This is a genomic window from Streptomyces sp. NPDC020747 (genome assembly GCF_044334695.1).
GTDB lineage: Bacteria > Actinomycetota > Actinomycetes > Streptomycetales > Streptomycetaceae > Streptomyces.
The window spans coordinates 416,887-440,060 of sequence record NZ_JBIRTJ010000003.1 but is presented as its reverse complement, the minus strand read 5'-3'; the positions used below and the strand labels follow the sequence as shown (position 1 = coordinate 440,060).

Annotated in this window: 20 protein-coding genes; 12 read left to right on the top strand and 8 right to left on the bottom strand. The window is 71.8% G+C overall.

Annotated elements, in window-relative coordinates; genetic code table 11:
• The first annotated feature begins 259 nt into the window (after nt 1-259).
• Complete coding sequence (locus ACH4YP_RS11150; RefSeq protein ID WP_398490322.1) at nt 260-1,603, top strand: helix-turn-helix domain-containing protein; 1,344 nt, start codon at nt 260-262, stop codon at nt 1,601-1,603.
• A 37-nt stretch (nt 1,604-1,640) separates the two neighbouring features.
• On the opposite strand, the gene ACH4YP_RS11145 is transcribed toward ACH4YP_RS11150, so the two are convergent.
• Nucleotides 1,641-2,216, bottom strand: coding sequence for a TIGR03086 family metal-binding protein (locus ACH4YP_RS11145; protein ID WP_398490320.1), 576 nt, complete (start codon nt 2,214-2,216; stop codon nt 1,641-1,643).
• An 86-nt stretch (nt 2,217-2,302) separates the two neighbouring features.
• Here ACH4YP_RS11145 and ACH4YP_RS11140 point away from each other — a divergent pair, with 86 nt between their 5' ends.
• Nucleotides 2,303-3,553: an amidohydrolase gene (locus ACH4YP_RS11140; protein ID WP_398490318.1), complete on the top strand. Its 1,251-nt coding sequence runs from the start codon at nt 2,303-2,305 to the stop codon at nt 3,551-3,553.
• Nucleotides 3,554-3,612: 59 nt separating this feature from the next.
• Here the strand turns inward: ACH4YP_RS11140 and ACH4YP_RS11135 are convergent, their stop codons facing one another.
• The 3 genes from ACH4YP_RS11135 to ACH4YP_RS11125 all read right to left on the bottom strand — a co-directional run bounded on the left by ACH4YP_RS11135 (nt 3,613) and on the right by ACH4YP_RS11125 (nt 6,964).
• Entirely contained in the window at nt 3,613-4,809 is a 1,197-nt protein-coding gene (locus ACH4YP_RS11135) for a hypothetical protein (RefSeq protein ID WP_398490316.1), read from the bottom strand.
• A 179-nt stretch (nt 4,810-4,988) separates the two neighbouring features.
• On the bottom strand, nt 4,989-6,152 hold the full coding sequence (locus tag ACH4YP_RS11130) for a PP2C family protein-serine/threonine phosphatase (protein WP_361057745.1): 1,164 nt from the start codon (nt 6,150-6,152) through the stop codon (nt 4,989-4,991).
• A 95-nt stretch (nt 6,153-6,247) separates the two neighbouring features.
• Entirely contained in the window at nt 6,248-6,964 is a 717-nt protein-coding gene (locus ACH4YP_RS11125; protein ID WP_398490313.1) for a hypothetical protein, read from the bottom strand.
• Between the two features lie 288 nt (nt 6,965-7,252).
• Between ACH4YP_RS11125 and ACH4YP_RS11120 the strand changes: the two genes are divergently transcribed.
• Nucleotides 7,253-7,648 (top strand): hypothetical protein, encoded by a 396-nt coding sequence (locus ACH4YP_RS11120; RefSeq protein ID WP_361057741.1) that lies wholly within the window; start codon nt 7,253-7,255, stop codon nt 7,646-7,648.
• 124 nt (nt 7,649-7,772) lie between these two features.
• On the opposite strand, the gene ACH4YP_RS11115 is transcribed toward ACH4YP_RS11120, so the two are convergent.
• Nucleotides 7,773-8,021, bottom strand: a complete 249-nt coding sequence (locus ACH4YP_RS11115; protein ID WP_361057739.1) for a hypothetical protein — start codon at nt 8,019-8,021, stop codon at nt 7,773-7,775.
• A gap of 377 nt (nt 8,022-8,398) precedes the next feature.
• Here ACH4YP_RS11115 and ACH4YP_RS11110 point away from each other — a divergent pair, with 377 nt between their 5' ends.
• From ACH4YP_RS11110 to ACH4YP_RS11090, 5 genes are all read left to right on the top strand, one after another.
• The gene (locus ACH4YP_RS11110) at nt 8,399-9,454 is read left to right on the top strand and encodes an ATP-binding cassette domain-containing protein (RefSeq protein ID WP_326729494.1); all 1,056 of its coding nucleotides are present in this window, start codon (nt 8,399-8,401) and stop codon (nt 9,452-9,454) included.
• Nucleotides 9,451-10,311, top strand: coding sequence for an ABC transporter permease (locus ACH4YP_RS11105; RefSeq protein ID WP_361057735.1), 861 nt, complete (start codon nt 9,451-9,453; stop codon nt 10,309-10,311). The genes ACH4YP_RS11110 and ACH4YP_RS11105 overlap by 4 nt, the downstream gene beginning before the upstream one ends.
• A gap of 94 nt (nt 10,312-10,405) precedes the next feature.
• A complete protein-coding gene (locus tag ACH4YP_RS11100) occupies nt 10,406-10,990 on the top strand; it encodes an IS607 family transposase (protein ID WP_361057733.1) in 585 nt (194 codons plus the stop codon).
• Nucleotides 10,987-12,537 carry an IS607 family element RNA-guided endonuclease TnpB gene (gene tnpB / locus ACH4YP_RS11095; RefSeq protein ID WP_398490311.1) on the top strand — a complete coding sequence of 517 codons (1,551 nt, stop codon included), beginning with the start codon at nt 10,987-10,989 and terminating at the stop codon, nt 12,535-12,537. Before ACH4YP_RS11100 ends, tnpB begins: the two co-directional genes overlap by 4 nt.
• A 112-nt stretch (nt 12,538-12,649) precedes the next feature.
• Nucleotides 12,650-13,534, top strand: a complete 885-nt coding sequence (locus ACH4YP_RS11090; protein ID WP_361057730.1) for a hypothetical protein — start codon at nt 12,650-12,652, stop codon at nt 13,532-13,534.
• Here ACH4YP_RS11090 and ACH4YP_RS11085 read toward each other — a convergent pair.
• Entirely contained in the window at nt 13,449-14,771 is a 1,323-nt protein-coding gene (locus tag ACH4YP_RS11085) for a PLP-dependent aminotransferase family protein (protein ID WP_398490308.1), read from the bottom strand. The two genes, ACH4YP_RS11090 and ACH4YP_RS11085, sit on opposite strands and share 86 nt — an antisense overlap.
• A gap of 77 nt (nt 14,772-14,848) precedes the next feature.
• Here ACH4YP_RS11085 and ACH4YP_RS11080 point away from each other — a divergent pair, with 77 nt between their 5' ends.
• Both ACH4YP_RS11080 and ACH4YP_RS11075 read left to right on the top strand, forming a co-directional pair.
• Nucleotides 14,849-15,625, top strand: coding sequence for an alpha/beta fold hydrolase (locus tag ACH4YP_RS11080; protein ID WP_398490306.1), 777 nt, complete (start codon nt 14,849-14,851; stop codon nt 15,623-15,625).
• A gap of 119 nt (nt 15,626-15,744) precedes the next feature.
• The gene (locus tag ACH4YP_RS11075) at nt 15,745-16,839 is read left to right on the top strand and encodes an endonuclease/exonuclease/phosphatase family protein (protein ID WP_398490304.1); all 1,095 of its coding nucleotides are present in this window, start codon (nt 15,745-15,747) and stop codon (nt 16,837-16,839) included.
• Between the two features lie 90 nt (nt 16,840-16,929).
• On the opposite strand, the gene snpA is transcribed toward ACH4YP_RS11075, so the two are convergent.
• On the bottom strand, nt 16,930-17,598 hold the full coding sequence (snpA, locus tag ACH4YP_RS11070; RefSeq protein ID WP_398490302.1) for a snapalysin: 669 nt from the start codon (nt 17,596-17,598) through the stop codon (nt 16,930-16,932).
• 227 nt (nt 17,599-17,825) lie between these two features.
• Here snpA and ACH4YP_RS11065 point away from each other — a divergent pair, with 227 nt between their 5' ends.
• Complete coding sequence (locus ACH4YP_RS11065) at nt 17,826-18,749, top strand: LysR family transcriptional regulator (RefSeq protein ID WP_361057720.1); 924 nt, start codon at nt 17,826-17,828, stop codon at nt 18,747-18,749.
• Nucleotides 18,750-18,865: 116 nt separating this feature from the next.
• On the opposite strand, the gene ACH4YP_RS11060 is transcribed toward ACH4YP_RS11065, so the two are convergent.
• Nucleotides 18,866-20,938, bottom strand: a complete 2,073-nt coding sequence (locus tag ACH4YP_RS11060) for a PhoX family protein (protein ID WP_361057718.1) — start codon at nt 20,936-20,938, stop codon at nt 18,866-18,868.
• A 246-nt stretch (nt 20,939-21,184) separates the two neighbouring features.
• Between ACH4YP_RS11060 and ACH4YP_RS11055 the strand changes: the two genes are divergently transcribed.
• Entirely contained in the window at nt 21,185-22,990 is a 1,806-nt protein-coding gene (locus tag ACH4YP_RS11055) for a VWA domain-containing protein (RefSeq protein ID WP_398490300.1), read from the top strand.
• Nucleotides 22,991-23,174: the final 184 nt, after the last annotated feature.

The following is a 23,174-nucleotide window of genomic DNA, read 5'->3' as shown; positions in this document are numbered from 1 at the left end:
GGTGAGGAACCGGGCCGGGAAGTAGCGCGTGGCAATGCGTCGGAACACGGCGGCAACCTCGCATCGTCAACGTAGGCCAGCGTATTAAGTCTGCGTCATCGTGCGCTTAACGCGCCGCTTAACCTAGGGCGTGCTCGACCCCAAGGGCAAGGGCCGCATTGAGCCGATCGGCCGCCTGCCCGCCCGCCTTAACTGCCCTCTTACAACGGGAAGTTGAATAGCGTGCGGGTGTAAGTCGACTTACTGGCATGCTTACGCCATGGCCGAGCGCGACGACCCGGGAATCATCGGGCGCAGAGTGCAGCAGCTGCGTACGGAACGCGGGCTGACACAGAAGCAGTTGGCGGAACCCGCCTACACACCCGCGTACGTCTCCACGCTGGAGGCGGGCCGCGTCCGGCCCTCCGAGGAGGCGCTGCGGCACATCGCGGAGCGGCTCGGCGTCGCCTACGAGGAGCTCGCCACCGGGCGGCCCGCACACCTCGCCACGGACCTGCGGCTGCGGCTCACCGACGCCCAGCGGACGCTGGCGACCGGTGAGGCGGAGGTCGCCGCCGAGCAGTACGCCGCGCTGCTCGCCGAGGCGGAGTCGCACGGGCTGAACGCCGAGTGCGCGGCCGCGCTCCTCGGCCTCGGCGAATGCGCCCTGGCCACCGGGGACTTGGGGACGGCCCGGCTGCGTTTCGAGGAGTCGGAGAAACGACTCGCCGACGCCCCGCTGCCCGTCCGCGTCCCGGCCCTGCGCGGCCGGGCGGTCTCGCACTACCTCGCGGGTGAACTCCGGTACTCCTGCTACCTGTTGGAATCCACGATCGACGAGCTGAACCGCGGCGGGCTGCACGATCCGGACGCCCTGCTGCTGCTCTACGCGGCGGTCATCGCCCCGTACATGGACATGGGAGCGCACGCGCGGGCCGCACAGGCGGCGGAGTACGCGCTCGCGCTGGCCCCCCAGGTCGGCGACCCCGCGCTGCTGGCCCGAATGCACCGGTCCGTCGCCCGCACGATGATCGCCGAGGGCCGCATCGCCGAGGCGGACGCCTCCCTGGGCAAGGCGGCGGAGCTGTACCGCCAGCTCCAGATCCGTACGGAGCTCGCCAACTGCCACTGGATGCGCGGGTACATGCACGCGCAGAACGGCGACATGGAGCGCGCGGAGAGCGAGTTGCGCGAGGCGCAGGCCATGCACTCCGCGCAGCGCGCCACGCTCTACACCAGCCAGGTCGCCGTGGAACTGGCGGACGTGCTGCACCGGCGCGGGAAGTCGGACGAGGCGGCGGCCCTGCTCCACGACGTGCTCGGGGACCTGAGTTCGGAGCGCGGGGCCGTCCACTCCGCGGCGGCGCACCGGCTGCTCGGCATCATCGCGGAGGACACCCGGGACACGGAGACCGCCGAGGAGCACTACGTGCGCGCGCTCAGCCTCCTCGAACGGGCGGGCGCCGCAGGCGACTTGGCCGACCTGTGCCGGCTGCTGGGGGATCTGCTGCGGCGTACGGGGCGGATCGACGCGGCGCTGGACGCGTACCGCACGGGGCTGGGGCACCGGACCGCCCCGGGCACCACGACACTGGGTCCGGCGCCGGCGCACCCGCCGCTCTGACGAGCACCTGAACCGCCCCGCACAGCCCGGCGCCCCTCTACCGGGTCCAGGCCGCCGGGTCCCGGCCCAGGAAACCCGCCAGGCGGTCCGCGGCCGGGGCGTCCTCCGCCACCGGGACGATGTCGCCGAAGGGCATGCCCTCGCCCCGGTACTGGGGCGGGAGGGTGACCTCGGCGCGGGCCAGGATCTCGGCCGCCTCCTTCTCCGTGAAGGGGACCGGCTGCCCGGTGGCCACCGCCAGGTCCCAGCCGTGGACCGTGTACTCCATGAGCGTCATGTTGAGCACCATGGCGGCGGGCAGCTTGCCGTCGCCGGTCACGCCCACCTCGCGGTCGAAGCCGTACTTCTCCCACCCGGCGACCAGCCCGGCCGCCGCGGCCCGGAACTCACCGGCGGGGTCCGGCCCCGACCGGTACCGCGCGGGGTCGGCGTCGAACTCGCGGCCGTGACAGCGGGCTTCGAACAGCAGCAGCCAGCCGACGAGATGATCGACCAGCCTCTCGACGTCATAGTCCTCACAGGGCGTCGCAGCACCCAGCCGCCCGGACCCGACACCCTCGACGAGGTCACCGGTCTTGGACAGAACACCCGAAAGCAGCTCGATCTCATCCATGGCCGGAGTCTAGGAGCGCCCGCACACGACGGTCTTGAAGAAACACGTCACGCCCACACGACGGCGTACGGACTTACCCTGACCCGGTGACCTCTCCCGCCGCACGCACCGCGCTGGATCTCACCGCCGGCCTCCCGGTCCCCGCTCTGGAGGACCTCTACCGGGACCTGCACCGCAATCCCGAGCTGTCGAAGAGAGAGCACCGCACGGCCGGGGTGCTCGCCGGGCGGCTGCGGGCGGCCGGGTACGAGACCGTGGACGGTGTCGGCGGCACCGGAGTCGTCGGGATGCTGCGCAACGGCGACGGGCCGACCGTCCTGCTGCGCGGTGACATGGACGCGCTGCCGGTCGCCGAGGAGACCGGACTGCCGTACTCGTCCCGGGTGCCCGGGGTCATGCACGCCTGCGGTCACGATCTGCACGTCACCTGGCTCACCGGCGCCGCCGACGCGCTCGCCGCCGGGCGCGACACCTGGAACGGCACGCTGCTGGTCGTCGGCCAGCCCGCCGAGGAGACCGGCGAGGGCGCCGCCGCGATGGTGAACGACGGCCTGTACGAACGCTTTCCGCGCCCCGACGTCCTGCTCGCCCAGCACGCGGCCCCCGGTCCCGCCGGGCTGTACGCGCACTCGCCCGGGCTGATCATGTCGGCCTCGACGGACGTCGACATCGTCGTGCACGGGGTGGGCGGGCACGGCTCGCGGCCCGAGGCGACCGTGGACCCGGTGGTGACGGCCGCGTACATCGTGACGAGGCTCCAGACGGTCGTCTCGCGGGAGACAGCCGCCCGCGATCCCGCCGTGCTCACGGTCGGCCGGATCGAGGCGGGCACGCGCCACAACATCATCCCGTCCGAGGCCCACATCGCCCTCAACCTCCGTACGCAGTCCGCCGAGGTGCGGGAGCGGATGCTGGCCGCGGTCCGGCGGATCGCGGCGGGCGAGTGCGCGGCGGCGGGCTGCCCGCGCGAGCCCACCGTGACGGTCGGCGGCAGCTTCCCGATGACCGTGAACGACGCCGACACCGACCGCCGGGTGGCCGCCGTGCACGGCGAGGTGTTCGGCGCGGGCGCGGTCCTCGACTTCGGGCCCGTCATGGGCAGCGAGGACTTCCCGCTCCTCGCCGACGGCGGACTCCCGTACGCGTACTGGTTCGTGACGAGCACGCCCGCCGAGGTGTGGGACGCCGCGGGGAGCGCGGCCGGCGGCAACCTGATGGAACAGCTCTCGGCCGTGCCCAGCAACCACAGCCCGCACTTCGCCCCCGACCTGGCGACGGTCGGTCCTGGCGTACGGACGCTGGTGTCGGGGGCCCTGGAGATGCTGTCCCCTCGGTGAACCGGCCCCGGTGCTTTGCCCAGTAGGACCGGTGACACCGGTAGCACCGGTGGCAGGTGTTACACCTGTGCCTGAAGCCGGCTGAGGTGCCGTTGGACGTCGTCCAGTGCCCCCTGCCGGCGCCCCGGCACGCGCAGGCGCAGGTCGGCCAGGGCGGGCCCTAGCTCACGGGCCCGCGCGGAGTCGTCGATCCGGCCCCACTGGTGATGCGCCCGGTCCACGGCCGCCTCGACACCGGGGGCGCGCGGCTCCTGCCCGGCGGTCAGCCGTACGTCGGCCACGGCCAGCCAGATCCGGCAGCTGAGCTCCGCGTCCCCCGCGAACATGGCCAGATCCGCCCGTACCTCCATCCAGTGCACGACCTCGTCGGCCCCGGGCCCGTGCGCGCCCAGCGCTTCCCGCTCCTGCCGCCCGGCCAGCTCCGCGGCCTCGGCGTGCCTCCCGCTCTCGACGGCGGCGGTGATCTCGGCGTGGGGGTCGGAGGGCGGGGGCGGAGGAGTCGCGGGGGAGGCGGGGGCCGGTACGAACACCGGGACGGGCGCGGATGCGGGAGGGGGCGCGGGCCGGAACCCAGGGACGGGCCGCATGGGCGGCTGCATGGGCGGCGTGGGCTGCGTGGGGTCGACCGCCAGCACGATGTCCCGGCGGGCCGCCTCCGGGTCCTCCCCCGACGACCGTGTCAGCGCCTGCTGGTGGAGGTGCGCGAGCGGGGGACGGTGACCGCTGCGCAGGATCGTGGCCACGGACTTCATGTACGTGGGCGACGCCACCGCCCGTCGCGGGGGAGGCGGGGCGATCCGGCCGTACAGCAGGGCGCCCGGCCCCACGGTGAGCGGCTGGGTGGCCAGGTGCTGCCAGGTCTCCGCGTCCGCGTGCAGGTCGACGACGACCGCCGTGCTGCCCGGTGCGCGCAGCCGGATCTCCTCGCGGATCCAGTGCCACGGGAAGCCGGTGTAGCGGACGGTCGCGGCGGTCGTACGGGCCAGCGCGAGGTGCGGAAGCCGTTGGCGGCGGTCGAGTTGGAGCTGGCCGGTGAGGAAGACCGTGAACGGTCCGGGGGCCGTCGCGGCGGCGCGCAGACGGGTGAGGACGGCCTGCGGTTCCAGGGGGTCGGCCAGTTCGACGACGTTCGCCGTGTCCGTGCCGGAGAGCACGGAGGGGGCGACGGCGGCGAGTACGGGAAGTACGGACGCGGCGTCCACGAGGCAGCCCCTGCCCGTCGGCGACGCCGCGAGCAGCAATACGGTTCCTGGCATCGCCGTTGTCTCCTGCCCTTGGATCACCACGGTCAGCACGGTAACCGGTGCGGGTGCAAAGGGTGTTGGGGTGGGGGTGATAGGGGGTGGGTGGTGGCGGTTTGTTCGGCCTCTGTGGGTGAGTGAGAGCTTGTCGTGCCCACGCGGCGGAGCCGCCCGATGTCACAGCCCCGCGCCCCCTACGGGACCGGCCGTACCGCGAAGATCGTCGTGTCGTCCGCCACGTGGGCCGTGTGGTGGAGGGTGCCTTCGCGGACCAGTTCCACGAGGCGGTGGGGGTGGGCGGTCGTGGGGTCGGTGGAGACGGCGAGGGTCACGCGTTCGTGGAGGGGGAAGAAGACGCCGTCGGCGTCCCGGGCCTCCGTCACACCGTCGGTGACGAGGAGGAGGGTCTCGTCGGCGGCCAGGGGGACCCTGCGGACGGGCGGGACACCCGCGCCGGACCCCACCAGCCCGGAGAGACCGAGCGGCAGGCCGTCGCCGGGCGGCAGGACGCGTACGCCGCGCGGGCCCGCCACCAGCGGGGGTTCGTGGCCGAAGTTGACGACCTCGACGTGGCCCGCGGGAGAGCCCGGGGGCGGGAAGGCGACGAGGACCGCGGTCGCGAAGCGCTCCACGCCCCGCGCCGGGTCGCCGTCCAGGTCCTCGCCGAGGTCCGTGACGTACTGGCGGTGACGGCCCATCCGTACCTCCAGCCGTTCGGCGACGACGGTCAGGGACGCCTCGTGGTACGCGGACTCGCGGAACGTGCCCAGCAGGGCGGCGGCCGCCGCGACCGCGGGCAGGCCCTTGCCCTGGACGTCCCCGAGGAGGACCCGGGTGCCGTACGGGCCGGGCTGGATGTCGTAGAAGTCGCCGCCGACGCGGGCCTCGCTGTCGGCGGCGAGGTACACGGCCGCGTGGTCGAGCCCGCCCCACGGGGTGGGGAGGGGGCGCAGCACGGTACGGCGGGTCGTTTCGGCCACGTCCCGCATGTGCAGCATCCGCCGCTCCTCCCGGACCCGTACGGCACATGCCAGGGTCGCCAGGGCACCGCCCACGGCGACCAGGATGAAGTCCGGCAGGCCGGTCTGGTCCTGGTGCGGCCAGGAGGCGTCGACCTCGATGTAGGTGAAGAGCGCGAGCACGGCGAAGGCGGCCGTTCCCCGGACGCCGCAGATCGCCGCGGCGATGCCGGGGACGAGGACGATCCAGGAGATGACCCGGAACTCGCCCGAGGTGTTCCAGTCGACCACCGCGATGGCCACGAGCAGGAGCAGGGGTGGTACCCAGGCCACACTGAGGCCGCGTACCCGGAGAAGCTGCTGCCGCCGGGCGCGGCTGCCCGGATCCGCGCCGCTCACCCGCCCAGCGAAGCACGCCCGCGCGCCCGGCGCACGCCGACTGTCCTACTTGGCCGCCGCCGGCTCGTTTTTGGGTGCGGGTGCGGGTGCGGGTGCTAACTCGTCGCTGCCCACGGGTCCGGAGACGGCTGCAGGCCGAAGACGCGGTGGAGTCGCGCCTGGGCGGCCTTGAGGCTCTTGTCGAACGTGTGCCACCCCCGCAGCGCCTGTCCGGCCTCCGCGGGCGACTGGATCAGGCTGTCCTCCGGCGCCGAATCGAGGACCTCGCGCGCGCCCTGGTCAAGGTGCTCGATGGCGGCCGACCAGGCCGTCCGGGTCCAGGGGTCGGGGAGGGAACCGAACACCCGGGCCGTGTCGAGCGCCACCATGAGACCGCCGAAGTCCAGTGTCACCACGTTCGTTTCGGCACTGGGGCGGCCCGCTTGAGCCTTCACCGCTTCCTTGGTCAAGCTGACCATCGCCGTCTCGCCTCCGTACACGTACCAGTCGTCGACGGCCTCGGCGATCTCGGCGGCGGTGGTCGGTGTGGGCGCTGCGGCCGGAGACGGGGGCGGGGTCGGAGACGAGGTCGCCGTCGGGGTCGGTCGTGCGGCCGGTGTGGCGCCGCCCTCGGCCGGGTCGGAGTCGGCTCCCGCGCAGGCGCTGAGCAGCACAGCCGTGACGACCGTGAGCAGCAGCGGTACGCGGACACGCCCTGGCCGGTTCGTCGTCGGGTCCTGGCGGTCGGGGCGGCGAGCGGGCGGGCTCGGGCGGTCACCGTCGTGCCCCCGCGTACTCGTCGTCCGTCTGAGCTGCTGCGTCCTTCGGGACACGGCACTTCCCCTCGTCCGGCATGGGGAAGTCAGACCCCCCGCGGTGATCGGAGCGGCCCGTGCACGGCCGCCCCGTCGACGCTAGGGCGAGGCGGCACATTCCACCAGCGACTGGATCGCATGGGAGCCATGCGGCAGAGGAATGGGTGGAACGGGTATGCGGCCCCGCTTTCAGGGGCGCCCGGAACCGCGCGACCAGCCCCCGCGCACCCGCACATGGCACACGACTTGCCACGGGCGTCGCCCAGGTGTGCTCTGGAAGGCAGGGGCGAAAGAGAGGAGTGCCCGATGACTCACGCGGCACCCGCACCACGTCGCACACCCACCGCCACAGGAATGGCGCTCTCCGCGAAACTCGCGATCCCGGCGCTCGGCGGCATCGTCTACGGCTTCTGGACGTCCGGCATCGATCGGCACTCGGGCCCGATCACCGGCTGGAACGTCCTCCTGGGCGTGGTCTCGGCGGTCGTGTTCGCCGCGGTCGCCCATGGCATCCACACCGTCGCCCCACGCCTTCCCCGGGAGGCCCGGGCTCTCGCGTGGGCGGTGTTCGCGGGCATCGCGTTCGGCTTCCTCTACAGCCTCACGGACGCCAGCATCCTCAAGTCCGCGGGCCACTCCCTCGTGATCGCCGCGGCCGTGTTCGCGGTGGTGTTCTACCGCTACTACACGACGGAGGACTGAACCGGCGCACGACGAACACGACGTACAGCGGTCTGTGCCAGTCGGGCACAGGCCGCTGTACGTGTGCGGGTGGCCCGGGCCTCACCCACATCTCCCCGTCCCGGGCCACCCGTTCTCCTCGGACTCACCGCCTGCCGGGCACCCACTCCCAGCCCGAGTCCGAGGTGTCCAAGGAGCCGGAGAGGCTCCGGCTCTCGCGGGGGCCGGAGCGCCGCGGCATCCCCGCCCCGCCGATGTCCACGAACGAGTCGCCCGCCGACGAACCGCCGGGAATCGAACTGCCCGCCGTCGCCGTACCGGCGGCGGCCACCGTCCGCACACCGCCGCCCACCAGGGCGGTCGCAAGGGTCCTCAGGGCCGGAGTGATGCCCATGGATCGGCCTCCTTCTCCCCCTCCGTCCCCAGAACCAGGTAACACCCGTTCGGGTGAACCCTCCACCGGAGCCCAGGGAGGACCGCGGAGACCGAGCACGGAGACCACGGGGACCCGCCCGGATCCGTCGCCCGCGTACCGCGTGAAAATCTCCTGCCTCCGCGCCGATGAGTTTTCGTGCGTCGCGGGGTCTGCATCTCAAGACCGATCGAGGACTGCGTCGCCCGACCGATGCCCTTCGAGCCCCGCGGACGCACCCTGAGAGCTACGGAAGCGGCGCGAGCGCACTCGAAGACCTCGAAGAAGGACCTCGAAACACCAAGAGCGACCCGACACCAAGAGCGACCCGAGAGAACGACGCGGATGGGCGGACCGACATGACCAGCAAGAACCGCACCGACCAGTGGGCCGGGCCGGCCATCGAGACGGCGGGTCTGGTGAAGACCTTCGGCGACAACCGCGCCGTCGACGGCGTGGACCTGCGTATCGAGGCCGGCACGGTGTACGGCCTGCTCGGTCCGAACGGAGCAGGCAAGACGACGACCGTGCGCATGCTGGCGACCCTGCTGCGCCCCGACGGCGGCGAGGCCCACGTCTTCGGCCACGACGTCGTACGGGAGGCGGACGCCGTACGGACCAGGGTGAGCCTCACCGGGCAGTACGCCTCGGTCGACGAGGATCTGACCGGCACGGAGAACCTCGTGCTGCTGGCCCGGCTGACGGGCCACAGCAAGAAGGCCTCGTACGACCGCGCGGCCCAGCTCCTCGACGCCTTCGGTCTGTCGGAGGCGGCGGCCCGCCAGGTGAAGAACTACTCGGGCGGCATGCGGCGCCGTATCGACATCGCCGCGTCCATCCTCAACACCCCCGACCTGCTGTTCCTTGACGAGCCGACGACGGGCCTCGACCCGCGCAGCCGCAACCAGGTGTGGGAGATCGTGCGGGCGGTCGTCGCCCAGGGGACCACGGTCCTGCTCACCACCCAGTACCTGGACGAGGCCGACCAGTTGGCGGCCCGGATCGCCGTCATCGACAAGGGCAAGGTCATCGCCGAGGGCACCAAGGGCGAGCTGAAGGCATCGGTCGGCGCGGGAGCCGTGCACGTACGGCTGCGGGACGCGCACCAGCGGCCGGACGCCGAGCGGCTGCTGAGGCAGGCCCTCGACGCGGACATCCAGCTGGAGCCGGACCCGGTGGCGCTGACGGCCCGGGTCGGAAACGGTTCGTCGAACGGGGCCGGGGCCGCGGAGAAGGCGTCCCGCGCCCTCGCCGAGCTGGCCCACGCGGGCATCACCGTCGACAACTTCTCCCTGGGCCAGCCGAGCCTGGACGAGGTGTTCCTCGCCCTCACCGGCAAGTCCGACCACGCGGAGACCTCACCCCAGCCGCCGACGAAGCAGACACAGCAGCAGACGAAAGAGGCCACGGCATGAGCACCGCGACCAAGCCCACCAACGGCACAGACACCGCCGACCTCGCGCCGGTCAGTACCGAGAGCCTGGCCGCGCTGCTCGTCGCCACCGAGCGCCCGCCGCGGCCGAACGCGATCCGGACATCCCTCACCTTCGGCTGGCGGGCGATGCTCAAGATCAAGCACGTGCCCGAGCAGCTCTTCGACGTGACGGCGTTCCCGATCATGCTGGTGCTGATGTACACGTATCTGTTCGGCGGCGCCCTGGCGGGCTCCCCGCGCGAGTACATCCAGTACCTGCTGCCCGGCATCCTCGTCATGTCCGTCACGATGATCACGATGTACACGGGCCTCGCGGTCAACATCGACATCGAGAAGGGTGTCTTCGACCGCTTCCGCTCGCTGCCCATCTGGCGTCCGTCGACGCTGGTCGGCTATCTGCTCGGGGACGCCCTGCGCTACGCGATGGCGTCGGTCGTGATGCTGTCGGTGGGCCTGATCATGGGCTTCCGCCCGGACGGCGGCGTGCAGGGAGTGCTCGGCGGGGTGCTCCTCCTGATCATCTTCTCCTTCGCCTTCTCCTGGGTGTGGACCATGTTCGGCCTGCTGCTGCGCACGGAGAAGTCGGTGATGGGCGTCAGCATGATGATCCTGTTCCCGCTGACCTTCCTGAGCGACATCTTCGTCCGCCCCGAGACGATGCCGGGCTGGCTGCAGGCCTTCGTCAACAACAACCCGATCACGCATCTGTCCTCGGCGGTGCGCGGCCTGATGGACGGCTCCTGGCCGGCCGCGGAGATCGCGTGGTCGCTGGGCTGGGCCGGACTGTTCGTCGCGGTCTTCGGCCCGGTGACGATGCGGCTCTACAACCGCAAGTAGCGCGGGACACCACCACACGCCGTCCCAGGGGGTGAACAACAGTCGTATTTCTTATCAGTAGTTATCTGCCTTCATCAGTCTTTATCCTGTTGGTGTGAAGCTTTCCGAGTGGGCGGCACGCAACGGCGTGCACTACCAGACCGCGTGGACCTGGGCGAAGGAGGGCCGTATGCCGGTCCCTGTCGTGCAGACGCCGTCCGGTATGTGGCTGGTGGAAGAGTCCTCTCCCGGGATTGTCGGGCGGACGGTGGCGTATTGCCGCGTTTCGTCCGGCGACCAGAAGGCGGATCTTGACCGGCAGGTCTCCCGTGTCGTCCAGGGAGCAGGCGGGCTGGGGCTCGCCGTTGCCGAGGTTGTGACCGAGGTCGGGTCGGGACTGAACGGGGAGCGGCGGAAGCTGCACCGTGTCCTGTCGGACCCGGCCGTTGCCGTCATCGTCGTGGAGCATCGCGACCGGCTAGCCCGCTTCGGCGTCGAGCATCTGGAATCGGCGTTGTCGGCTTCCGGCCGGCGCCTGGTGGTGCTCGATCCGCAGGAGACGACCAGCGACCTGGTCTGGGACATCACCGAAGTCCTCACCTCGATGTGTGCCCGACTGTACGGGCAGCGGGCTGCGAAGGACCGTGCTGCCCGCGCTGTCGCTGAGGCCACCGCCCCGGCGGCGGAGACGACCGGGTGAGCGGGGCGGAGCCTGCCGGGAGCGGGAAGAAGAGGAAGCGCCGGGGGTTCGAGGCGCGGCCCGGCTTCCACGTAGTGGGCCACAGACTCGCCCTTGATCCGGGCGCGTCCGCACTGCAGGCTCTGGCCTCGCACTGCGGGGCGGCGCGGGTCGCCTACAACTGGGCGGTGCGGCATGTCCTGGCGAGTTGGTCGCAGCGCGCGGCTGAGGAAACCTACGGCATCCCCGAAGCAGAACGGGTTCCGTGGCGGTCGTGGTCACTGCCGTCGTTGCGGAAGGCGTTCAACGAGGCCAAACACACCGACCCGTTCCTGCGGCAGTGGTGGGCGGAGAACTCGAAGGAGGCCTACAACACCGGCCTCGCGAACGCTGCCGCCGCGTTCGACAACTACGCCAAGTCCCGGCGCGGCGAGCGCAAGGGCGCCCGGATGGGCAGGCCCCGTTTCAAGTCGAAGCGAAAGGCCCGTCCGGCGTGCAAGTTCACCACCGGCACCATCCGCCTCGACGACCGGCGGCATATCGTCCTGCCCCGCCTCGGCCGGATCCGCCTCCACGAGGACGCCCAGCCTCTCGTGGACGCGATCGCCGAAGGCGGGATGCGGATTCTGTCGGTGACGGTGCGGTTCGATCGGGGCCGCTGGTTCGCGGTCCTGCAGACCGAGGAACGCCACATTATCGTCCCTGCCACCCGGCCCGGCACGGCGGTCGGGATCGACCTCGGTGTGAAGACTCTCCTGGTCATGGCGGACTCGGCCGGTGAAGTCCGCGAGGTTGCGAACCCCAAGCACTACGACCAGGCCCTCACGCAGCTCCGGAAGGCATCGCGGACCGCTTCCCGCCGACGCGGCCCGGACCGGCGCACCGGACAGGCCCCGTCCCGCCGCTGGGAGAAAGCCAACGCGGTCCGCAACCGGGTGCACCACCGGGTGGCGAACCTGCGGGAGAACCATCTCCACCAGGCCACCGCACGTATCCCTGCCGAGTACGGCACCGTCGTGGTCGAGGACCTCAACATCAAAGGCATGGTCCGCAACCGGCGTCTGTCCCGCCGTATCTCCGACGCGGCGTTCGGGGAACTGCGACGCCAGCTCACCTACAAGACCCAGCGCCACGGTGGACGTCTGATCGTCGCCGACCGCTGGATGCCCTCCTCGAAGACCTGCTCCCGCTGCGGTGTGGTGAAAGCCAAGCTGCCCCTCGGCGTGCGTGTCTTCGAGTGCGACGCCTGCGGATTCGTCCTGGACCGGGACGCGAACGCAGGCCACAACCTGGCCGCCCTCGCGGCGGCCAACCGTGAAACGGGTATCGGAGTGGCCGGAGACCCGGGCCCCACCCTTGTGGTGGTGCCGAAGCCTCGTGGAGCCAAGCAGAAGACCCGCACCGCCCGAACCCGCAAGGGGACAGGCACGCGGGCGGCTGGCGCAACACCCGCCAGGGGACGGAAACGAGAGATCGTCGACAGGACACCAGGCGCGAGCAACTCGCGCTCTGGTGACACCGTCACGAACCTTCCGGGCGGAAACGCCCGGAATACTGAGAGTCGCTGAGACTCGAAGCAACGGCCCGATGTCCCCCGGAAGAACGCAATCCAGGCCCGGATGCAGTCACCCCGGCCCTGCCCCGATGGCGGAGGGCACGGCCGGGGTTCTTCCTTGAGAGGTGCGGAAAGTCCTCTCGGCGCTGCTGATCGTGCTCGCCTGCGTCCTCGTGCCGCTGGGCGGGCTTTCGGCATGGGCGAAGTACGAGATCGGCGACACCGGACGGTACGTCGACACGATGGCGCCGCTGGCCGCCGGCCCCGACGTACAGAGCGCGATCGCCGACTCGGTCGCCGACGGGGTCATGAACCAGATCGAGGTCGGACCGCTGGAGGGCGAGGTCCGCGCGTACGTGCGCAGGGCGGTGCGGTCCTTCACCGGTACAGAGGCCTTCCGCGCGGCCTGGAACACGGCGAACCGGGCCGCGCACGACGCCGTCCTGCGGGCCCTGCGCAGCGGCAGCGAGGGTGCCGTCACGCTCGACCTGGCACCCGTCACCCAGCAGCTGAAGTCCCAGCTCTCCTACGACCGGGTGCCGTTGGCGAGCCGCATCCCGATCGAGCACACCGAGGTCACGGTCCTTGAGGCCCAGGAGCTGAGCACGCTCCGGAAGGGGTTCCACGTGCTGGAGATCGCGGGCTTCTGGCTCCCTCTCGCGGCGGTCGCCCTGGCGGTCGGCGGCATCCTGCTGGCCGTACGCCGCCGCCAGGCCGTCACGGCCACGGCACTGGGCATGGCCCTGGGCGCCGCCCTGCTGGCGCTGGCCACGGTCATCGGCCGCGCCCTGACGCTCTCCGACCTCCCCACCCATGTCTCGCGGGCGGCGGCGGGCACGGTCTACGACGCGCTGACCTCGACCCTTCGCACGGCCACCTGGTTCATCCTGGCCCTCGGCCTCACCGTCGCCGCCGCGACCTGGCTCATGGACCACCACGCGCGACGTCGCGCAGTGTCCGCAGCGCCTGCCCCAGCACCGGCACCGGAACCGACGCGAGCCCGAGCCTGACGGCGTCCGGCGCCCCCTGCGCCCCCACCGCGAAGGCGGACCCCGGCGTCACCGCGATCCCGCGCGCCGCCGCGGCCGCCGCGAAGGTGTCCGCGCGCCACGGCGACGGCAGCTCCCACCAGGCGTAGTACGCGGCCGGATCGGCGCGTACGGCGAAGCCGTCGAGCAGTTCCGCGACGACCCGCTGCCGCCGGGCGGCGTCCGCCCGCCGGTCGGCGACGAGCCGGTCCACCACCCCGTCCTGGATCCACCGCGTCCCCGCCTCCAGCGCGAACCGTCCCGCCGTCCACCCGCCCGACCGCAGCGCCTCCGCCGCCGCCTCGACACGGCCCTCGGGCACGACGAGGAAGCCGACGGTCAGCCCGGGCGCGACCCGCTTGGACAGCCCGTCGACGACATGGACGCGCTCGGGGGCGTACGCGGCGAACGGCACGCCCTCCTCGTGGAGGAACGACCAGATCCGGTCCTCCACCACCGGCAGCCCCAACTCCCGCACCACCTCGGCGAGTTCACGCTTGCGCGCGTCCCCCATCGTCGCCGAGGTGGGATTGTGCAGGGTCGGCTGGACGTACAGGGCGGAGAGCGGCGCGGAGTGGTGCGCGGCGGCGACGGCCCCGGGCAGCAGCCCTTCCCCGTCCGTCTCCAGCGGTACGAGCACGCACCCGATCCGCGCCGCGATCTCCTTGACCAGCGGATACGTCAGTGCTTCCACCCCCACGCGCCCGCCGGGCCGTACCAGCGAGGCGAGCGCGCCCGCGATGGCCTGCCGCGCGTTCCCGGCGAAGAGGAGCTGCTCCGGGTGGGGCCGCCACCCCGATCCGGCCAGCAGCCCGGCGACGGCCTCGCGCGCGGCGGCGGTCCCGGTGGCGGGCACGGGACGGGTCACCTCCTCCAGCACATCGGCCCGCAGCAGCGGCACGAGTCCGCCGGCCAGCAGCTCCGACTGCCCTTCCACGGATGGGTAGTTGAGCTCCAGGTTGACCGCCGCCGTGGTCGCCGGCTCGGCGAGGGCCCGCCCCGACGGCACCGGTGCCGCCCGTACGAAGGTGCCGCGCCCGACCTCCCCGACGACCAGGCCCCGCCGCACCAACTCCCCGTACACGCGCCCGGCGGTGGACCCCGCGATGCGCCGCCGCCGGGCGAACACCCGCTGCGGCGGCAGCCGTTCGCCGGCCTTCAGCCGCCCCGTGAGGATCTCCTCGGCCAGCCGGTCGGCGATACGCCGATAGTCCTCCACGCCCACCCCTTTCTGGATTGCACCGAGGGCAAAGATCTTATTGCACCGAGGAGTTCCCAGAATCTATGGTCCTGAACATGGCTCCCTTCCTCCTGTACGAGGACAAAGGCGCGCATGCCTCAACCTCCGTGCCCCTTGTCCTGATCCACGGCCACCCCTTCGACCGCACCATGTGGGCCCCGCAGGTGGCCGCCTTCTCCCAGGACCGCCGGGTGATCGCCCCCGACCTGCGCGGTTACGGCAGGTCCCCGGTGGTGCCCGGGGTGACCCCGCTCGCCACCTTCGCCGAGGACATCGCGGCCCTCCTCGACGACCTGGGCGTACGCGAGTTCGCGCTGGCCGGGCTCTCCATGGGCGGCCAGATCGTCATGGAGTGCTATCGGCAGTTCCCCGAGCGCGTGCGGGCGCTGGTCCTGGCGGACATGTTCCCGGCGGCCGAGACCCCGGCCGGCAGGAAGTCCCGCAACGACATGGCCGACCGCCTCCTCCGCGAGGGCATGCGCCCGTACGCCGACGAGGTTCTGCACAGGATGGTCGCCCCGTACGCCCACCCGGACGTGGCGGCCCACGTGCACCGCATGATGACGTCCACGTCCCCCGAGGGCGCCGCGGCGGCCCTGCGGGGGCGGGCGGAGCGCCCCGACTATCGCGAACTGCTGACCCGCGTCACCGTTCCGACCCTGGTGGTGGTCGGCGAGGACGACGAGTACACGCCGGTGTCGGACGCCCGGTCGATGCACGCGGCGATCCCGGGCTCCGCGCTCCAGGTCGTCCCACGAGCGGCCCACATGCCGAACCTTGAGCAGCCGGAGCAGTTCAACGCGGCCGTGGCCGCGCTTCTGCGTCGTCTTTGAGCGCGGGTGCGTGGGGGTCGCGACCAGCCACGACGCACCCGCACCCGGCAGCAGTCCTCAACCGTCCCCCCTCGTCCCCCGTCTTTGAGAGAGGATCCAGCAAACGGAAGGGGGCAAATTTGCGCGGCGCAACGGCTGAGGCGGACGAGTGGACCGACGACGCCCCGGTGAGCCGCCACGGCGGCACCCGGGCCGGCGCCTGGTTCGCCGCGCTCCTGCTCGCCGGTGTGAGCACAGTCGTCGGGTGCCGCATCGCGGACACCGACGGCATCACTCCCGTACCCCAACTGCTCGCGTTCCTGCCCTGGCTCCTCGCCCCGACCACCGTCGCCCTCCTCTTCGCCGCCCTCACCCGCTGGCGCCTCGGCCTCGTCTGGAGCGTGGCCGTGCTCGCCGCGCTCGCCTGGTACATCGAGCCGTACGGAAAGAGCTCGCAGCCCAAGGGCGCCCCGGTCGCCGAACTCCGCGTACTCACCTCGAACGTCGAGTTCGGCCAGGCCACGGACGAACTGATCGACGCGGTCAAGGACCAGCGCCCCGACCTCGTCTTCGTCCAGGAATGCGAGTACGGGTGCGAGGAGAAGCTGGAGCAGGCCTTCGGCAGGGACAAGGACACGGGGAACAAGGGGAACAACGGGGACAAGGAAGGCGGAGAGAACGGGGAGGACGCCGGTAGCGGTGCCGTGGGCAAGGGGTCCTATCCCTATCGGCAGGCGGTCGAGGGCGCGGGCTCCGACGGTTCGGTCATCCTCAGCCGCCATCCGCTGAAGCCGGCCGCGGGCATCCCCGCGACGATGGGCATGCCCGGTGCCACGGCCGATGTGAAGGGCCACGAGATCCGGCTCCAGCTGGCCCATCCCATGCCCCCGCTGCCGACGCACCTGTCCACCTGGCGCGAGGAACTGTCCGGCCTCCGCGACTACGCGGCCGCGAACCGCGCCCGGCCCACCGTCCTCGCGGGCGACTTCAACGCCTCCCAGGACCACGCGGCCTTCCGCCGGATCCTGGACGCCGGCTTCGGGGACGCCGCCCGCCTCACCGGCGACGCCCGTACACCGACCTGGCCGGCCAGAACGGCACCGCCCCTCGGCGCCCAGATCGACCACGTCCTCGTGTCCCGGGACTTCTCGGCGAACAGGGCCCGCTTCCTGGACCTCGGAAACACGGACCACCGGGCGCTGGTCGTGGACCTGACCCTCTTCGAAAGCACGTAGAGGCAGGGGAGGAAAGGCGACGCGGGCCGCCCCTGTGCAGGAGGGACGGCCCACGTCAGTGGGGGGTGGGGTGGTGCATCCAGGGAGGACCTACCGGTCCTGGTTCACCTTCGCCAGTGCCTTCGCGAGGCCGTTGACCCACAGCTGGTCGACACGGGCCCGCTCGGCCGCGTTCGGGTTCGCGTTCGTGCAGGACGTACCGGGCCCGCCGCCGGACATCAGCTCGCTGCACGGCCCGCTGTAGTGGTCGGGCAGCCCGAGCACGTGCCCGGTCTCGTGGGCGGTCACGCGCGTGGAGTCGTACCGCTCGTTCTGCGCGTAGTCGAGGAAGATGTAGCCGCTGCCGTGCCCGTCCGTCGAGGCGTACGAACCGCGGGAGTCGTTGCCCTCGCGGTACGTGAAGTCGGCGTTGGAGCCCGACTGGAGCTTCACGTTCGAGACGGAGCCGTTCCAGATCTGGGTGCTGCGGGCTATCTCGGCGCTGAAGGAGGGCGCGGAGGACGCGTTGTAGACGACGGTGACGGCGGCGGCCTTCGGGTTCGCGGCGCGCTTCTCGGCCACGGACTTCAGGACCGCGTCGAAGAACGCCTTGTTGGCCTTGGCCTCCTCGCCGGAACCGTCGTAACCCGCGAAGGGGGCGGCCGGGGCGACGGGCGCGGGCGCCGCGGAGGCCGGTACGGCCCCGAGCACGGCGGCCGTGAGACCGAGCCCGACCGCGGCCGAGAGAACGGGTGTGGACAGACGGGTGGACAGTCGCATCGATGACTCCTTGAGTGGGGGGTGAAGTCGTCATCGGTGAGTGTCTGCGTCTGTGGGACGGCTGTGATGATGGCAATCGGAGATAGGACGCGGCTATCACCCGGTCAGGAATGATCACCAACAGTCGCCTACTGATCATTTAGCGCCGCTCAGCCGACCCAACTCGCCCCCTTCGGTTGGGGTTTGTGCGTCTGGTGCGGCTCGTGTGACCGTCCTAGGCTCACCGCATGGAGCTCGAGGTGAGGCACCTCCGCGCACTGTGCGCCATCGCCGACACCGGCAGCCTGCACCGGGCGGCCCGGCAACTCGGCGTGGCCCAGCCCTCGTTGAGCACCCAGCTCAAGCGCATCGAGCAGGAGCTCGGCGGCCCGCTCTTCCTCCGCGAACGCACCGGCTGCCGGCCGACCCCGCTCGGCCGCATCGTTCTCGGCCGCGCCCGCCCGCTGGTGGCCGAGATGCGCGCCCTCGTCGCGGAGGCACGGGCCGCCGCGACGGACGACGACGGCCCCCAGCTCCGCATCGGCTCCACCGCCAGCCGCGCCCTCGCGGGCTGGCTGCGCCGGCTCCGCGCGCGGCAGCGGGAGCCGGTCCTGCAGATGGACGTCTCCCCGAACGCGCTGCTGCGCATGCTCGCCGATGGCCGGCTCGACGTCGCCTACGTGCACGAGGTGGAGGGCTGTCCGCTGCGGGTGCCGGAGGGGCTGGCCCTGCGCGTCCTGGTCGAACGCGAGCCGCAGTTCGTCTCCCTGCCCGCGGATCATCCGGCGGCCGCCCGCTCGGAGGTTCAGCTCTCCGACCTGGCCGGGGACCGCTGGATGATCGATCCCACGGTGGACGGCGAGTGGGACGCGGTGCATCGGATGCTGCGGGCGGCGGGGCTCAGTCCCCGTGTGCTGCACGGGGATTACCACACGGCCGCGTCCCTGGTCTCGACCGGTGAGGTCATCACGGTGTGCCAGCCGACGTGCCAGCCCGGGCCGAAGATGGCGGTCCGGCGGATTCAGGGGGATCCGCTGGGCGTACGGCTTCTGCTCGCGGCGCGTACGGAGGGGGAGTTGGACTCCGTGTTTCCCGGGCTGTGGGAGGCGTACGCGGAGGTTGCCCGGGAGGCGCCCGGGTATCGGGGGTGGCTGGATCGGGTGGGTGTGTAGGTGCGGGTCGGTCGGGGCTGGGTGCGCCCACGCGGCGGAGCCGCAAATTGATACAGCCCCGCGCCCCTAGGGGCTAGGGGCGCCCTATCTCGGACAGGGCGCCCCCATCCCTCGTATCAAACGCCGATGTCGCGGCCGTCCTTGCGCCAGACCGCCACCACCGACGGGCGGACGATCTTGCCGGGGCCGTCGGGCCAGACGCTTGCCGGGTTCTCGACGGTCGCGCCGGTGATCTCGCCCGGGTGCTGGACCGCCACGAGGACGCGGCGGTCCTGGACGATGGGGCCGCAGGTCTCGGCGCCCTTCGGCACGGTGAGGAACTGCTTCAGCTCACCGCGCCGGTCGCCCTTCGTCGCCACGCCGAACAGGCCGTCGTGGGAGCCGAGCTGGGCGCCGTCCGTGGAGATCCACAGGTTGCCGTGCGGGTCGAAGGCCACGTTGTCCGGGCAGGAGATCTGGCTGACCCTGTCCTTCGGGAAGCCCGCGAAGTACGTGGCCGGGTCCTTCGGGTCGCCCGCGACGAGGAACAGCGACCAGGCGAAGCTCGTGGAGTCGGCGCGGCCCCGACGCTCGGTGAGCTCCAGGACGTGCCCGTGCTTGTTGGCGTTGCGCGGGTTGGCCTCGTCCGCCTTGGCGTTGGAGCCGACACCGCGGTTGGTGTTGTTGGTGAGGGCGACGTAGACCTTGCCGGTGTGCGGCGAGGGCTGGATGTCCTCGGGGCGGTCCATCTTCGTGGCGCCCACCTTGTCACCGGCGAGGCGCGTGAAGACGTACACCTCCTCGGCGGTCATGCCCTCGACGTGCGAGACGGCTCCCTTGGCGGTGGCGGTGGCCAGCGGGATCCACGTACCGCCGCCGTCGAACTCGCCGTCCGCCGGGAGCTTGCCCGTGCCGTCGATCTCGGCCGCCGGGGAGTCGCCGGTGAGCTTGGCGACGTACAGGGTGCCCTCGTCGAGGAGGGTCAGGTTGTGCTCGCGGGCGGAGCGGCTGTTGCCGTGGCGCATCCGCTTGCTGCCGACGAACTTGTACATGTAGTCGAAGCGCTCGTCGTCACCGGAGTAGGCGACCGGGCGGCCGTCCTCCGTGAGGCGGATGGTCGCGCCCTCGTGCTTGAACCGGCCGAGCGCGGTGCGCTTGCGGGGCGTCGAGGTGGGGTCGTACGGGTCCAGCTCGACGATGTAGCCGAAGCGGTGCACCTCGTTCGGCTCCTGGGCGACGTCGAAGCGCTTGTCGAAACGCTCCCACTTGCGCTCGGTGGCGCCGGTGCCGATGCCGTAGCGGGCGTCCGTCGTGCGGCTCGCGTTGGCGAAGTACTGGTTGAAGTTCTCCTCGCCGTGCAGCGTCGTGCCCCAGGGGGTCTCGCCGCCGGCGCAGTTGTTGAGCGTGCCGAGGACCTTCTTGCCGGTCGGGTCGGCGGAGGTCCGCAGGAGCTTCGAGCCGGCCGCCGGACCGGTCACCCGGAACTCGGTGGTCGCGGTGACGCGGCGGTTGAGGTGGTGGCGGGGTACCGCGGTGAGCCTGCCGCTCCTGCGGTCCTCCTCGACCACGACGACGCCCAGACCGTGGGCGGCCCAGGCGATCTCCGCCTGCTCGCGGGTGGGGTTGGCGGGGTCGTAGCCCTTGAACATCAGGATTTCGTCCGTGTACTCGTGGTTCGCCACGAGCAGCTGGCGACCGCGCTCGCCCGGCAGCGGGAGCAGGGCGAGGAAGTCGCAGTTGTAGCCGAACTGGCCCGCCTGCGCCTTGGCGGTCTGCTTGTCCGGGTCGAAGGCGGGGGCGCCGCGCAGGATGGGCTCGCCCCAGCGGATGACGACGTTCTGGCCGTAGCCCTCCGGGACGGTCACCGCGTCGGCGGTGTTCGGCGCGACGGGGGTGAAGCGCAGGCCGCGGGCCGCCTTGCCGCCGGTGAAGGCGGCGGGCGTGCCCTCGGGCGCCTGGGCGGCGGCGGGGGTCGCGCCCGCGCCGACGACAGCGCCCCCGGCGGCGGCGGTGACGGTCACGGCGGCAGCCGCGCGCATCATGGAACGGCGGCCGATCGCTCCGGCGATGACGTCGCCGACGTATTCGTTGGCGCTGGTGTTGGGCGCCGGGTGAAAGCAGGCGTCACCGCAGCGGTAACGACAGGTCATCTCGGAACGGCCGCCCGGGTGTGAGCCGGTCGAGCCGATCAACGGCAGCAGGTTGCGCACGTTCCCTCCCCTATGTCTGTGTCCGGCGTGACGCTATGGGCACGCCCGTGCGGGGGCGCAGCCACGAGGTGAACGCGGGGTGAACCCCCGGCGTCCGCAGGGGAGTCGAGGCAAAGGGAAGGTAAGGGGAACCTAACTTGGAGGCCATGAACGACCCTGCCCAAGATCTACAAATCCTGCCGCTAACCTTACGTGTCCGTCCTGGCCAGGGATTGACGGAACCAACTCATGCGAAGGGTTGCGCACATGGGCATTCTCACCCGCCTGCGGAATGCGTTCGGAAAGTCACGCAAGGGGGACGCTGCCGCTGCTGCCGCCACCCCTGCCGCCGAGCCGAGCGTGCCGGCGGCCCGACAGGAGACGGCTCCCGAGCCCGCGCCTGCGGCGACCGAGCCGAGCTCACCGGCCGAGCCGGCTGAGTCGACTCGGCCGGAGGTCTCGGTGCCGGCCCCCGCCACCGAGCCCAAGGCCTCAGTGGTCGAGGACCTGGTTTCGGCGGCCTTCGACAATGTGACGGTCCCGAAGCAGGCGTCTCCGACGGTCGAACCGGAAACCAAGGCCGAGCCGGTCAAGAAGACCGAGACCACCGAACCGGTGACAGAGGCCAAGCCGGTGGCAGAGCCGACGGTCGAGGCCGCGTCGACCGTCGAGGCCGAGCCGGTCGCCGAGCCGGTGGCCAAGGCCGAGCCGGTCATCGAGCCCGAACCGGTCGTTGAGGCCGAGCCGGTCGTCGAAGCCGAGCCGGTGGCAGAGGCCGAGCCGGTCGCCGAGACCAAGCCTGAGCCGGAGACGAAGGCCGAGCCGGTCGTCGACCCCGAGCCCGAGCCGGTCGTGGAGGCCAAGGCCGAGCCCGTCGCGCCTGAGCCCGTCGTCGAACCCGAGCCCGTCGTCGAAGCCAAGGCCGACCCCGTGGTCGAGCCCGAGCCGGTCATCGAGCCCGAGGCCGAGGTGAAGCCCGAGCCCGTCGTGAAGGCGGAACCGGAGGCGGAGGCTGAGGCTGAGGCGGAAGCCAAGCCCGAGCCCGTGGTCGACGCCGAGCCGGCGGCCAAGGTCGAGGCCGAGCCCGCCGTCGAAGCCGAGCCCGAGCCGGAGCCCGTTGTCGCCGACGTGACCCCGGAGCCCGAGCCGGTCGTCGAGCCCGAACCCGAGGCCGTGGTTGCCGAGGTCGCCCCCGAGGCCGAGCCCGTCGCCGCGCAGGCGGACGCCCCCGCGGCCGACGACGAAGGCGTCACGGGCGGTGCGGGCGATGCGGGCGGGAAGACCGGCGCGGACGACGGCGAAGCCGAGTCCGCAGGGTCGGCACCCGAGGTCGCCGTCGAGCCCACCCCGGCCCCCCTCGCGGCGGAGCCGGACGCGGACGAAGGTGGAGCCCAGTCCGAACGGCTCGCTTCCGCCACCACCCTCGCCCGGGTCAAGGACCACGCCCCCGGTCTCCTCACCGCCTACAACGCGGCCACCGCCACCCTCGAAAAGCACGACCTCACCGGCACCCGGGCCAAGGTCTACCTCGTCCTGGACCGCTCCGCGAGCATGCGCCCGTACTACAAGGACGGCTCCGCCCAGGCCCTCGGCGAGCAGACCCTCGCCCTGGCGGCCCATCTGGACCCCGCCGCCACGGTCCACGTCGTCTTCTTCTCCACCGAACTGGACGGCACCGGCGAGCTCGCCCTCCCCGACCACGAGAACAAGATCGACGAACTCCACGCCGGCCTCGGCCGCATGGGACGTACGAGCTACCACGCCGCCGTACAGGAAGTGCTCACCCACCACGAGAAGTCGGACGCCCCCACGGCCCCGGCCCTCGTGATCTTCCAGACGGACGGCGCCCCGGACGCCAAGACCCCCGCGACCCAGTCCCTCACGGACGCGGCGAAGAACCACCCCGGCGTCTTCTTCTCGTTCGTCGCGTTCGGCGAGCAGGACAACAAGGCCTTCGACTACCTCCGCAAGCTGAAGACGGACAACACCGCCTTCTTCCACGCGGGCCCGACCCCGCGCGAGCTCACGGACACGGAGGTCTACGAGGGCGTACTGGCGAACTGGCGCCCGTAGACCCACGCAGCCCCACAGGAACAACCCAGGAGCACCAAGGAAAAACCCAGGAACAGCAACACCGGGCCGCCCGTCTCCCACCCCATAAAAGGGGGAGCGGGCGGCCCACCCATGTCGGCTACGATTTCAAGGTTCGTAAGACGGTCGACGATCGAAGCGTCACCCACCGAAACCGTCACTCCAC

Coding starts and splice junctions, on each gene's coding strand:
- ACH4YP_RS11150 (WP_398490322.1), top strand. CDS start 260: ATGGCCGAGCGCGACGACCCGGGAATCATCGGGCGCAGAGTGCAGCAG.
- ACH4YP_RS11145 (WP_398490320.1), bottom strand. CDS start 2,216: ATGGATGAGATCGAGCTGCTTTCGGGTGTTCTGTCCAAGACCGGTGAC.
- ACH4YP_RS11135 (WP_398490316.1), bottom strand. CDS start 4,809: ATGCCAGGAACCGTATTGCTGCTCGCGGCGTCGCCGACGGGCAGGGGC.
- ACH4YP_RS11120 (WP_361057741.1), top strand. CDS start 7,253: ATGACTCACGCGGCACCCGCACCACGTCGCACACCCACCGCCACAGGA.
- ACH4YP_RS11115 (WP_361057739.1), bottom strand. CDS start 8,021: ATGGGCATCACTCCGGCCCTGAGGACCCTTGCGACCGCCCTGGTGGGC.
- ACH4YP_RS11110 (WP_326729494.1), top strand. CDS start 8,399: ATGACCAGCAAGAACCGCACCGACCAGTGGGCCGGGCCGGCCATCGAG.
- ACH4YP_RS11105 (WP_361057735.1), top strand. CDS start 9,451: ATGAGCACCGCGACCAAGCCCACCAACGGCACAGACACCGCCGACCTC.
- ACH4YP_RS11080 (WP_398490306.1), top strand. CDS start 14,849: ATGGCTCCCTTCCTCCTGTACGAGGACAAAGGCGCGCATGCCTCAACC.
- snpA (WP_398490302.1), bottom strand. CDS start 17,598: ATGCGACTGTCCACCCGTCTGTCCACACCCGTTCTCTCGGCCGCGGTC.
- ACH4YP_RS11065 (WP_361057720.1), top strand. CDS start 17,826: ATGGAGCTCGAGGTGAGGCACCTCCGCGCACTGTGCGCCATCGCCGAC.
- ACH4YP_RS11055 (WP_398490300.1), top strand. CDS start 21,185: ATGGGCATTCTCACCCGCCTGCGGAATGCGTTCGGAAAGTCACGCAAG.